The 12,076-nt window shown below is 35.6% G+C and carries 11 protein-coding genes; 4 read left to right on the forward strand and 7 right to left on the reverse strand.

The genetic code is table 11. The annotated features are described in order from the left end of the window. Positions 1–61 precede the first annotated feature (61 nt). The 5 genes from AAIE21_RS08880 to AAIE21_RS08900 all read right to left on the reverse strand — a co-directional run bounded on the left by AAIE21_RS08880 (position 62) and on the right by AAIE21_RS08900 (position 5,951). Entirely contained in the window at positions 62–2,845 is a 2,784-nt protein-coding gene (locus AAIE21_RS08880) for a dynamin family protein (RefSeq protein WP_343266425.1), read from the reverse strand. Positions 2,846–3,191: 346 nt separating this feature from the next. Continuing rightward, entirely contained in the window at positions 3,192–4,079 is an 888-nt protein-coding gene (locus AAIE21_RS08885; RefSeq protein ID WP_343266426.1) for an RluA family pseudouridine synthase, read from the reverse strand. A 15-nt stretch (positions 4,080–4,094) separates the two neighbouring features. Continuing rightward, positions 4,095–4,892 (reverse strand): NAD kinase, encoded by a 798-nt coding sequence (locus AAIE21_RS08890; RefSeq protein ID WP_343266427.1) that lies wholly within the window; start codon positions 4,890–4,892, stop codon positions 4,095–4,097. 18 nt (positions 4,893–4,910) lie between these two features. Beyond that, positions 4,911–5,549 carry a GTP diphosphokinase gene (gene yjbM, locus AAIE21_RS08895; protein WP_343266428.1) on the reverse strand — a complete coding sequence of 213 codons (639 nt, stop codon included), beginning with the start codon at positions 5,547–5,549 and terminating at the stop codon, positions 4,911–4,913. A gap of 30 nt (positions 5,550–5,579) precedes the next feature. Beyond that, complete coding sequence (locus AAIE21_RS08900) at positions 5,580–5,951, reverse strand: UPF0738 family protein (protein WP_174099340.1); 372 nt, start codon at positions 5,949–5,951, stop codon at positions 5,580–5,582. Between the two features lie 143 nt (positions 5,952–6,094). Here AAIE21_RS08900 and AAIE21_RS08905 point away from each other — a divergent pair, with 143 nt between their 5' ends. The 4 genes from AAIE21_RS08905 to AAIE21_RS08920 all read left to right on the forward strand — a co-directional run bounded on the left by AAIE21_RS08905 (position 6,095) and on the right by AAIE21_RS08920 (position 8,555). Next, positions 6,095–6,673: a CYTH domain-containing protein gene (locus tag AAIE21_RS08905; RefSeq protein ID WP_343266429.1), complete on the forward strand. Its 579-nt coding sequence runs from the start codon at positions 6,095–6,097 to the stop codon at positions 6,671–6,673. A 187-nt stretch (positions 6,674–6,860) separates the two neighbouring features. Further along, on the forward strand, positions 6,861–7,259 hold the full coding sequence (locus tag AAIE21_RS08910; RefSeq protein ID WP_343266430.1) for a globin domain-containing protein: 399 nt from the start codon (positions 6,861–6,863) through the stop codon (positions 7,257–7,259). Then, positions 7,259–8,152 (forward strand): ClpXP adapter SpxH family protein, encoded by an 894-nt coding sequence (locus AAIE21_RS08915; protein WP_343266431.1) that lies wholly within the window; start codon positions 7,259–7,261, stop codon positions 8,150–8,152. Before AAIE21_RS08910 ends, AAIE21_RS08915 begins: the two co-directional genes overlap by 1 nt. A gap of 229 nt (positions 8,153–8,381) precedes the next feature. After that, the gene (locus AAIE21_RS08920; RefSeq protein WP_343266432.1) at positions 8,382–8,555 is read left to right on the forward strand and encodes a hypothetical protein; all 174 of its coding nucleotides are present in this window, start codon (positions 8,382–8,384) and stop codon (positions 8,553–8,555) included. Positions 8,556–8,601: 46 nt separating this feature from the next. On the opposite strand, the gene pepF is transcribed toward AAIE21_RS08920, so the two are convergent. Beyond that, positions 8,602–10,428 (reverse strand): oligoendopeptidase F, encoded by a 1,827-nt coding sequence (pepF, locus tag AAIE21_RS08925; protein WP_343266433.1) that lies wholly within the window; start codon positions 10,426–10,428, stop codon positions 8,602–8,604. A 48-nt stretch (positions 10,429–10,476) separates the two neighbouring features. Next, a complete protein-coding gene (locus AAIE21_RS08930) occupies positions 10,477–11,718 on the reverse strand; it encodes a competence protein CoiA (RefSeq protein ID WP_343266434.1) in 1,242 nt (413 codons plus the stop codon). Positions 11,719–12,076: the final 358 nt, after the last annotated feature.

The raw sequence follows: 12,076 nt of genomic DNA on the forward strand, positions 1-12,076 counted from the left end.
AAGTAATCAAAAAATAACTCCAAAATCAACTTTTATTGTAGATTTTGGAGTTACTTTACGTTTACTCTATGTTTGTTTCTAAAGTTACATCTGTATAGGAATTATCCTCACCTATATTTAGGATTACTTCACATTGACGTAATCTCAATTCAAAGAGCGTTATAGAATCATGATAAACTTCAGGATCTGATTTCATTTTATGCAGTGTATCTTGTTTTTCTTTTATTTCTAAATGAGTGTTTTCTACAGCTTGTTTCAACGCGCCCAATGGATTTCTAAAGAATATATTAATATCCCGCTCTAGTGCGTTTTCAAATAGCTCAAATTGCAAGAAAAATTTGCTCATAATAGAAGCCGTTACATCGGTATAATCTTCATTTTCTAAATACTGTTTGTATTTGTTATATAGCATAGCTTTATTTTTAGGAAGAACTCCAAATAATTTACCGGCGCTTTTCAGTAAAAATTGTGCTGGTGTAAATCGGCGTAAGATATTTACTTCTTCCATATGTATTCTAGTTGTCATTCTATCAGTATCTCTGCGCCAGTCATCAAGCACTTTAAAGTCACATTCTAACTGTATTCGATTTTCTCCACATAAAGAATTAAGCCCTTCACTGATTTCTTCTAAGTACGATTGACTTTGAAGGAACTCGTTATTAGAAGTTGCAATCCAATTTTGCATAGAGCGAGCAAAATTAGGTAACACAGTTTGTTCTAGATATTTTTGAACTCTTTCGTTCATCGCTGTGTTTAGTTCAATATCAATGTGTCCAAAATCACTTTCTTCACTAATTAAATCAGAACAACTCTGCAATAGTTTCGGAATATGTTCTGTAAGATCATTCGTAATTTCGTTTTTCATTGTACGATATGATTCTGTAATGAAATGAATTTTTTCCTTCTCAAAAGCAGTAAGGTTATTCATACAACCATTTAGTTTAACTACTATATCTTCATTCCAATTAATAGAATCCACTAGGTTGTTTTCCATCTCGACGCGTTTATCCAAAAGATAGGTAATTGTTTTTCGGATGAAAAACAATAGCTTTTCAGTACGTTCTGCATCGATATTTTTATGGTTAAAGTTAAACTGAATAAACTCAGTTAAATCGTTTAGCTGTTGACTATTTGTATATAACGAAGAGTAAGGGAAAATTCTCGCTTGCGGGAAATATCCGTTTATTCTTGCTTGCGTATCATGTATAACTCTTTTTGCTTCTGCTTCACTGTAAATGTTATCGATTTTATTTAATAAGAAATGAATTTGTAGATTTGGTATATGTTCTTGAATATTTAATAGAATGTCACGCTCTTTGTCAGTAAAAGGTGAATCCGCATTCAATACGAATAATAATTCATCTACAGAATTTAAATATTCGAATATCTCATCTCTAGTGTCATTGTTCCTATTAAAGCTAGGTGTAACAACGAATGTAAGTTTATTTTTACTTAAAAATCTACATGGTAATTTAAATTCAACACACGCTCTATCTCTATATGTTTGGCGGTGCAAGGACATCATGTTATGGAAATCAGAGAAATTCTCAGTTGTTGTAATTGCTGAATCTGTTATAGCGTTAATTTCTGTATGAGCATCATTTTTAAAGACAACTACATTTGAGATTGAGTTTTCTAATATATTTTCTCCTAGTATAGAGTTAATAAATGAGACTTTTCCGTTTCCTGAAGTTCCAGTTACTAAAATGCGATTTGTTCTTACATCTGCAAGCTCGCCAACTAACCATCTAAATCGATGACCAATTTCTAAATCCTGTTTTTGTGCCCACTGTGTAATAGATTCAAAAAGATGTAAGCTATACTCTAAGCCATCCACATGATTAACAGAATATGACAGTAGGCTTTCCGCATGTTCTATATTTGCTGAATCTATTCGGGAAGGGAAAATCTCATCCCATGCCAATACTGCTGCAGATGGAAATACAGAATGAGACGGATTAGCTACCTTTAACCAATTTGTTAAAAAGCTTGGAATGATATCGTGTAATTGTCTTAGCATATATTGACCTTGAATTAATTCAAAGTACGTTTCTTCATATAGAGAAGAAATTTTGTCCCATATATCGGACGAATGTATTTCGATATGTAAGAAAAATTCATTTATTGTTTTAAGCCATAATAAGTAATTTTGTTCATTTTTATAGCTGTGCCAAAGTGATGAAACAATTTGCGTAAACTGCACTTGATCTACATTATTTAATGTAACTAATACTTTATAAAAATAGTCTGGTGAAATATTTTTAGTAAATCCTTTATCGATATATTCTTTTAGAACCTCAAACCATGGGAAAGATTCTGTTCGAATTAATTCATTCACAGCAAGCTCTACTGCACTGTCAAAATCTTGCTGTTCTTCATAAAAGGAACGTGCAATTGTTGTAACGTTTGGATAATCGGGATTTAAAGAAACCGCTTCTTTAATAACAGCGAAAGCTGAATCAAGATTATTTTGCTCGATGTAAAGAGACAGCAATTGCAGTACAATTTCGGTCATAAGTATTTTGTTATCAGTAGTAATCGAGGTATAAACATTTTCAGCAACTGATAATTGGTTAAGTTCGAAGTAAGCATCCGCAATATTTTTTTGTGCCCATGGTGCTAATTCATTACTGACTTTCTCCCATTTAAAAACAGCTGTTTCAAAATCTTGATGATGATAATAAAATTCACCTTGTGCAAAACGAATATAAGATCCATCGGAAATCTCATTTTTTTGTTCGTTTACATATGCTGCTCCAAGTACTTGAAGAGGTGGATGTGTTTCATTCTCCATTAAGAATGTTTCATAATATATCTTTTTTATTAATTGTTTTTCTAATCTCATTTTTTTCCCTCACTATATCTTGAAAAAAGTACATTTTTCTCCATGTGTCAACACTTTTTTGTATTTATGCTTTTATTTTAACAAAGAATTTCTTTTGGAAAATTTCACTTTTCTTTCATTTTTTAAGTAAGATTGAATTTTAATGAGAAAGGTATCAGTTTTTTTTCAATTTCCTTTCAGTTGTGAAACAACATTAAATGTTCCTAATAATTTAATGCAACTATAAAAGAATTAAGACTAAACGAAAAGGGCATGGGCCCGGTACAATACCGGGCCCATGCCCAAGAAGTTGCCCAATGAAATAACCTGTCTAACTTTTGCGGGTCACTTCAATACTGGAGGCAGCTTATTTCAATAATTCTTTCATATCTTCCGGCACATCCGCATGAAATGTCATCTGTTTTTCTAACACCGGATGATAGAAGGTTAAACTCGTGCTATGAAGTGCTTGCCGCTTCATTTGCGACTTACTACCTCCATACAAGTCATCTCCTAACAACGGATGGCCTAAGTATGCCATATGTACACGAATTTGATGTGTTCTTCCTGTTTCTAATTGCAGTGAAACTCGCGTCTTATCAGGAGATCTATCTAGCACTTGAAAATGCGTAACTGCTTTTTGACCGTCTTCACATACCATTCGTTCAATAATGCTGTCACTCTTTCTTCCAATTGGTGCATCAATCGTTCCTGATTCTTCTAGCAATTGTCCATGAACAATTGCTTCATATGTTCGTTTCACTTGCTTTTGCTGATGCTGTTTCGATAAAAGGTGATGAATGAAACGGTTTTTCGCAATCAGCATCAGTCCTGACGTATCACGGTCGAGCCGCGTTACAATATGTACTGTACTTGCAAGGTTTTGCCTATCATAATGATATAGGAGTGCATTCGCAACACTTCCAGATGGATGTTCCCTAGACGGAATCGTTGACATGTATGGGACTTTATTCATTACGAGTACAGAGGCATCTTCGTATATAAGGTTCAAAGGAATATCTTCAGCAAGCATTCCTTCACTTCTTTCCTCAAGTGGAAAGAAGACTTGTAATTCTTCTCCAGTCTGTAATACGTGCCGCACTGTTGCATGCTTACCGTCAACTTCAATTGCTCCGCCCTGAAACTTTATATCTGTCAAAGCAGCTTTAGAAATTCCTTTCGTTTTTAGAAATTCCCGAATGAGCATTCCCTTCTCTGCTTCTGTCATACACCATTTTAATGTAAATCTTCTCACATGCATAAACCCTCTCTATTCATCCGCAACAAACGAATCACGAACACGTTTCCAAAATGGAAACGGACGAAAACGGACAAATCTCACCTTCTCGTTTGCGACGCGGTATTGAATTGATTTTACGTCTTGATGAACCATCGTTAAATGATCCACTGTAATTTGTAAATTCATTCTTTTCGTCGGCTTCAAAACACATGTATGATGCTTTGGTAAAACGAGGGGCGAACCTACTGTACGGAACACGCGGTTATTAATTGAAGCCATTTCCGCAATTTGAATCGCTTCAATCGAAGGATGAATAATTGCTCCGCCTAGCGCTTTATTGTAGGCCGTACTTCCAGAAGGAGTAGAAATACAAAGACCGTCCCCGCGGAATGTTTCAAAATATTCCCCGCGAATTTCTACCTCTGTTACTAATGTTCCTTCCAAGCTTTTTACTGTTGCTTCATTCATTGCTAAGTACTGTGATTCTTTACTGCCATTTACATAGCGAATAATGACTTCTAAAAGCGGGTATTCCACAACTTGAAACGGCGTTTTCGCAATCGCAATCACAAGTTTTTCTACCTCTGTTGGCAACCAATCTGCATAGAAGCCTAAATGTCCCGTATGCACACCAACAAACGCTGTCTCATCTAACCGATTATAATAGCGGTGAAACGCGTATAAGAGCGTCCCATCTCCCCCAACAGAAATTACAATATCCGGCTTTTTTTCATCCATTGTAAACCCGAAATCCTGCAAGTAGTCTGTCATTGTACTTGCAAGTGCGTTTGATGATTGATCTCCCTTTGACATAATTGCAAATTTCATCGCCCAACACCCTTTAGTTTATGATTCGGATTCTTTCGCTTCTTGTTTGCGCGAAAAAATCTTTTGTGCTTCCTGAATTTCGAGACGAATCGAAGACATTTCTTCATCTAATAAAAATGCCGCTTCTGCTGCACGCTGAAGACGAATTTTAATATCTTCTGGAAAACGCCCACTATATTTGTAATTTAAAGAATGCTCAATTGTTGCCCAAAAATTCATCGCTAACGTCCGAATTTGAATTTCAACTAATACTTTTTTCTCCCCGCGGATCGTTTGAACGGGATAACTAACGACTACGTGATACGAACGATAACCACTTTCTTTCTTCTGCGTCACATAATCTCGTTCTTCCACAATTTCAAAATCATTTCGTTTTCGAAGATATTCAACAACAGGCTTAATCTCGTCTACAAATTGACACATCATCCGAAGACCGGCGATGTCCTGCATTTCTTCTCCGAGCCGATCAAGCGGTACATTGCGCTTTTCCGCCTTATCAATAATACTTGCAACCGATTTTACCCTGCCGGTTACAAACTCAATCGGAGAGTGTTCTGTTAACATTGTAAACTGAGAGCGCATTCCTTTTAATTTCACTTTTAGCTCTGCCACCGCTTGGTGGTACGGCGCTAAAAATTCTTCCCAATTACGATTCATTTAAACCACCACCAAAGTCAATCCATTTGCTTATAAAAATACCTTTTCTACAGCCGTTACAAGTTCTTCTCCGTAATTTGCATTACCTTCAATATTTTCAATTAAATATTCCACTTCTTCTTTCAATTGCTCTAATTCAATTTCAGTATTATTTACGCGAACGAACATTGCTTTATCACTCTTCATTGCACCGTTCATTGCTTCCCAGCATGTATGCGGAATGCTTACATAAATGAAAGCTGATTCGTTTTCTAAAATATATAAAAATGATAAATGATCTGAGTCTACAAGTACGTGATTGCGTGCTTTTAACTCCTCCACTTGTATTTCAGTATTTTCCGCACAAAAAATAAGAGCATTTTCTCTTTCTTCTACGCTCTTAACTTGAATTTTATTTTGCATGCTCTAACTCCTCCATATCAACTTCCTGTCTTACTTCACATTAGTATTGTATCATAACATAGACGCAAACAAATAAAACATTGAACCAAATTTGTGAAAAAGCGATAATGTCTAAAGAATTACTTTAAGAAGGAGCCTATACAATGACACAAGAAATTGAAATTGAATTTAAAAATATGGTAACGCAAGCAGAATTTCAAATGTTATGCGATGCCTTTTCTATCCAATCATTTACAAAACAAGTGAATCATTATTTTGAAACACCTCATTTTTCTTTAAAAGCAGCAGGCTCTGCTCTTCGTATTCGTCATAAAGGTGGAGCTTATACATTAACTTTAAAACAACCGGCTGAAATTGGGTTACTGGAAACTCATCAATCTATAACAGAAGAAGAAGCACAGCAAATGATGAAAACAAATCAGATCATTGCAGGCTCTGTGCTAGATCAACTACATACACTTCAAATCCCTGTTTCTACTTTAACTTATATGGGAAGCTTAACAACAGAGCGAGCAGAAACTACATTTGAAGGCGGCACGCTTGTATTTGATCATAGTTTCTATTACAATCACGATGATTATGAACTTGAATATGAAGTACAAGATGAGGCAGCGGGCAAAGCCGCTTTCCTCAATTTATTAAACAAACATCATATACCTGTTCGCCATACAAAAAATAAAGTACAGCGCTTTTTTCTTGCAAAACAAAACGAAGAACGCTAAAGTGAAACTTCCATTAGCGAACGTTTTTTTCGCTAATGGTTAGCCCTCACCAACCGGGCACTTATACTTAACTTTATCTTAAGGAAGAAAGTGGGCAAAAGATTGCACGAGAGCTGTTTAGTTGCTCTTCGTGACAATCCATTGCTACAATAGATATACATTTGATGGAAAAAGGAGTTTATACAGGATGAACAAGCAACCGATGACACCATTTGAAGCAATTGGCGGTGAACAAGTCATTGCAACATTAGTCGATACGTTTTATTCCTATGTCAGTAAACACCCTGACTTATCTCCCATCTTCCCAGACGATTTGACAGAAACAGCCAGGAAGCAGAAGCAATTTCTAACGCAGTATTTAGGTGGGCCAAGTTTGTATACAGAAGAACATGGTCATCCTATGCTAAGAGCACGCCATCTCCCTTTTGAGATTACACCAAAGCGAGCAAAAGCCTGGTTAGCATGTATGGAGCAAGCGATGGAAGATACAGGAGTACATGGGCAGATTCGAGAATTTGTTTTTGAACGTTTAAGATTAACTGCGCAGCATATGGTCAATACTCCAAACGAAACAGGTGAAGCGTAATGGATAAACAGGAAGCAAAGCATATGCGCATTCCTTCTCTTTCCAAGTGCGAACATAAGTCTGTAGAAGCCTATTTGTTTATTGATCCACTTTGCATGGATTGCTGGGAAATCGAACCAGTTATGATAAAATTATGGCTCGAATACGGAAAATATTTTTCGATTCGGCACATACTAACCGGCAAAGTGGAAGGGGCAATCGCCTCCCCACACAAATGGAATAAGCCTGCTAATATTCGATTTGTGTGGGAAAAAACAACAAGTTTGCAAGGCTTTTCATGTGATGGAAAAGTGCATATGCAAGATGCCTCATCTACACCGTATTTAGTTTCTATTGCAATTAAAGCAGCTGAGTTACAGGGCCGAAAAGCAGGTTCGAATTTTTTGCGGAAACTTCAAGAATACATTTTTCTTGAAAATATATCAAAACCAGATTTGGAATTACTACTTGCATGCGCAGAGCAAAGCGGTATTGATGTAGAAGAATTTAAAAAAGATTTGCATTCGATTAGTGCAAAAAAAGCATTCCAGTGCGATCTAAAGTTCACAAATGAAATGCACATCACCGAAATCCCTTCTCTCGTATTCTTTCATGCAAATTCAGATGAGGAAGGTATTAAGATTGCGGGAATTTATTCATATGACGTATATGTACAGTTGTTAAAAGAAATTGTGAAGTGCAACATTGAGCCTGCTCCGTTACCACCACTAGAGGTATTACTAGAAATGGTTCAATTTATGTCGTCTAAAGAAATTGCATTTATCTATGACTGTTCGCAGCAAGAAATAGAACGAGAGCTAAAAAAATTGTCATTGAAAAGAAAAGTACGAATGATTGAAGTGAAATGTGAGCGTTATTGGAAATGGATTGCAAAAGAAAAAGACCTGGTGTAAACACCAGGTCTTTTTCTTTACGGCTTATAAAAATATTAAAGGGGATGGGAGAAATTTTCACGTTCAAACAAAGGGGTATATGTTTGTATGTGAATTCGTTCACGTCTATTATATTACATGGTTCGACATCAGATGACAACCCTTTTTGTCGAATTTCACATTTTTGTCACATTCTAAACGTTTTCATTACTGAATAGGCTATAAAAAGGCGTTCTTTAGGAGGGATTTCATGAAAAAAACACATATCTTCTTTCTACTTTTTTGTATTTGCATTTCTTTTTTCCTGTACATTCTTTCACTATTACAAGCCTTTCCAAAGATTATTGCGTTGCCGCTTTTATTCGCAATCATTGTCATTAGCCTCTCTTATTTCAATCATCGAAAGCGATTTAAAGGTTTTTAAAACAAAAAAGGCGAGAGTTTTCACTCTCGCCTTCTCTCTTCCTCTATTATTTACCTTCAAATAATAGCGCTTCTAATTCATTTAACTTTTCTTCAAATACTTGTAGTGCTTCTTTAACAGGCTCTGGTGATGCCATATCTACTCCTGCTTTTTTCAGCACTTCAATTGGATAATCAGAGCTTCCAGCTTTTAAGAATTCGTTAATATAACGCTCTACTGCTGGTTGTCCTTCTTCTAAAATTTGTTTTGATAAAGCTGTTGCTGCACTAAATCCTGTTGCGTATTGATATACATAATAGTTGTAATAGAAGTGCGGAATACGAGACCACTCTAAACCAATTTCTTTATCGATGACTAAAGCATCGCCAAAGTATTTTTTATTTAAGTCATAGTAGATTTCTGTTAACATATCCGGCGTAACCGCATGTCCTTCTTGTACCTTTTTATGAATGATATGTTCAAATTCAGCAAACATCGTTTGACGGAATACAGTCCCGCGGAATCCTTCTAAATAATGATTTAATAAATATAAACGTTCTTTCTTATCTTCTGTCGTTTTTAATAAGTAATCATTTAAAATTGCTTCGTTACAAGTTGATGCAACTTCCGCAACGAAGATGGAATAGTCACCATATACATGTGGTTGTGTTTTTCTTGTATAGTAGCTATGCACAGAATGACCAAACTCATGTGCAAGTGTAAATAAATTATTTACATTATCATGCCAGTTCATTAAAATATACGGATTTGTTCCATACGCACCAGATGAATAAGCTCCACTTCGTTTTCCTTTGTTTTCATATACGTCTACCCAGCGATTTTCATATGCTTCTTTCAAAATTTCAACATACTCATCACCAAGAACATTTAATGATTTGAGTAGAATGTCTTGCGCTTCTTCATATTTCACATTCATTTTCACTTCTGGTACAAGCGGTGTATATAAGTCGTACATATGCAGTTCATCAAGTCCTAATGCACGCTTACGAATATCAATATAGCGGTGTAATAAATGTAAGTTACCATTTACTGTCTCAACAAGTTGATCATATACTGTTTCAGGAATGTTATTATTGCTTAACGCCGCTTGACGTGCAGAATCATATTTACGAACACGTGCATTGAAATTATTACGTTTCACTGCACCACTAAGTGTGCTTGCAAATGTATTTTTATATTTTCCATACGTTTCGAAAACAGCATGGAATGCATCATGACGAACGCGACGATCATCGCTTTCTAAAAATTGAATATAACGGCCGTGTGTTACCTCTACTTCTTCCCCATTTTCATCTTTAATAGATGGGAATTTTAAGTCCGCATTATTCAGCATACCAAATGTACTACTTGATGCGCTCATAACTTCAGCTGCCTCTGCTAACAACGCTTCTTCAGCTTCTGACAATACATGCGGGCGCTGACGTGTAATTTCTTCTAACGCATGTTCATATACGCTTAATTCTTTATTTTCTTGTAAGAATGATTGTAATTTTTCTTCTGAAATTGTTAAAATTTCAGGAACGATATACGCCATGCTGCTAGATGCTTGCGAATATAAGTTTGTTGCTCGATCATTTAGCGCTTGATAACTAGAATTTGTTGTATCTTGATCGTAACGCATATGAGCATATGTATATAATTTTCCTAATCTCATTGAGACTTCATCTTCATATTGCAATGTTTCTAATAATGAATCAGCAGAGTCACCAAGTTTCCCCTTAAATTCAGCTAACTTTGGAAGTAATTCTTTCACTGCTTGAAATTCTTTTTCCCATTCTTCATCCGTTTGGAAAATGTCTTCTAATCTCCATGTGTTCATTTCTTCAATCTCACTGCGGTCTGGCAATGTTTTTGCTGTTGTTTGTTCAGACATAAAATATACCTCCTTTTAATTCTCTACCTAAGTAAAATTCGATTCTTTTTATGTAAATCCTTCCATGTACTCTTTTATTATATCCGTTTTTCCTTTTCCCATGTTGTACTTTATCTCAAACAGAGATAACGCATGCGACAAACAAATCGCATCATATTCTTTTATTTCTCCTTCTGTTTTCGGCATCGTAAATCGCCTTATTTTTCGGTACTTATGCACATCCACCTTTTCAATTATCCCCACTTTACATAAAAACGTGACATATTCTACGATCGCCCGTTTCCATACATTTTGCGAAAAATACGGTAACGTGCGTCTTTGAATACTACGCCTTTTATTTACATAGGAAAAAACAGCATGCAATGAAAAATAATCTCCAATTTCAAATTTGCCAATGAAGTCTATACAAAGGAAAGCCTGCCATACAAAAGGATGTGTTCGAAATGCAAATGCAGTTGGAAGAGGAACACCAATTTCAGATGGAAAACAAGAGGGTGAAAGATGATATTGATATAAGAGGTGTAAAAGTGATTTATGACTATAATTCCATATTCGAAGGACATTCGTTCGAAAGTAGTTCTTTTTATTCTGCCATTCCCGCTCCAATCGTTTTTTCGTAATTGACGCTTGACAAAAGAGTTCCTCAAAGGTAATGGTACGCAATGGGGAATGAATGATATGTGAGAAATAAACATTTGTAGAAAACGGGGTAAGAAATTCGCATTTCATAAATGACTTTTCATTTGGACAAAAAAAGAGAAGTGATGGCTGCGGATAAGATTGTATGCAGAGAAAGTGAAACGAGGATAATGAAATCCAATAAGCAGAATGCCTTTTCATTTGATTCCCACCTAATATCCAAATGATTTGTATTCCTGCTTTCCAATATGAAGAAGTTCGTTTTAATAACTGTTCAGCGGATAAAGAAGCACATTGATATTCAATTGCAATCTGTCTCCTATTCCTTTCGATAAAGAGGTCAGGCCTTTGCCGAATCGCTGGAAGATAATGTTCAATTTCTACATGGACACCTTGCGATTTGAACCATCTATACAGTTGTTCCTTTCCACGCATATGGTAGGCAGATTCATGTTCAGATGAAACATGGCACTGATCTGTTTTTCTATGGGCAAAATGCCACCTCTTTTGCTTCCCTAACTTGAGCTGCACCTCTCGCCTACAAATCGGGCAAAAAAAGCGTTCCTTCTTTCGCATGATTTGCAGCTTCTTTTCATCGTGGTTATGAAGAAGATGAACCTTTTCACCGTTCTCTCTCCTTGCGACAAACATCATACCACATCCTTTCTATACTGGTTTCTATTCTACAATTTGTTACAAATTCCTTTCAAAACAAAAAGAGGACGTCCTTGTTAGATAAGTAGTTCAGTTTTTGTGGAGAAAATCACAAATAACATCACAAATAGAGTGCTATATCTGTGTTTATGTGCTTTTTGGACTTAAATTGACACCAGAAATCGCACTGTAATTAGCAGAGTGACAATGGTTATTGTCACTCTGCTAATTGTTATTCTAGAAGGTTTGCTATTTTATATGCTACTTTTCGTAAGTTATAAGGCAATTCAAAATTTAAAAAGAAGTATGTTATAATGGATATAAAATTTTGTGAAAGAATGTTCTTAAACTAACG

It is taken from the genome of Paenibacillus sp. 102 (genome assembly GCF_039549175.1).
In the GTDB taxonomy this organism is placed as follows: domain Bacteria; phylum Bacillota; class Bacilli; order Bacillales; family Bacillaceae_G; genus Bacillus_A.